General features: G+C 53.0%; 1 protein-coding gene. It reads right to left on the bottom strand.

Annotated elements, in window-relative coordinates; genetic code table 11:
• The coding region (locus AC1DUO_RS26090) for a replication endonuclease (protein ID WP_477989642.1) at positions 1–581 on the bottom strand (581 nt) is incomplete at both ends.

Below are 581 nucleotides of genomic sequence, written 5' to 3' on the forward strand. Positions count from 1 at the left end.
TCAACGTCAACGGCAGAAGAAACGATCCGCCATTGAGTTGTACGGGTTTCATAAACACGAGAGTCGCCGAGGTGAGGGGCAAAAATGCCAATAACCTTTTTCACTTCTACGTCGTAGGCGTTGAGTTCAGCAGCAACTCGACGAGCCACACGAACGGTCTGATCTTCACGTGGAACATTCGCACCGCCCTGAGCTTCCATATACGCCATAAAGTCACCGGCATCAGCAGCTGCGCGTACTGCTTCGACTTCTTCGTCAAATGTTTCGGTCAGGCTGATGGAACGGATTCGGCGACACTCACGGTATGAACCCATCGTTGGCAGACCGATAGGATGAAATTGAGGGATTCGCCAGGTGGCAGCCCAGGCGGTAACAGCGGCTGCTGAATCTGTCAGCAACTCGCCGGTTTCGTGGTCACGTTCGCCTTCCAGTGCGTAGCCATCGATATTCTTCGCAATGTATTTAGCGATGTAGCCAGCCGCTCCGCCACGGTTCAGATGCTTACAGTCAAAGCGGTTCTTTGCTGCACCGCGTTCGTCGCCTTCTTCATTCATGGCGTATTTGCGCATGATATCGATCAC

It is taken from the genome of Rahnella sp. P4_A8 (genome assembly GCF_056402435.1).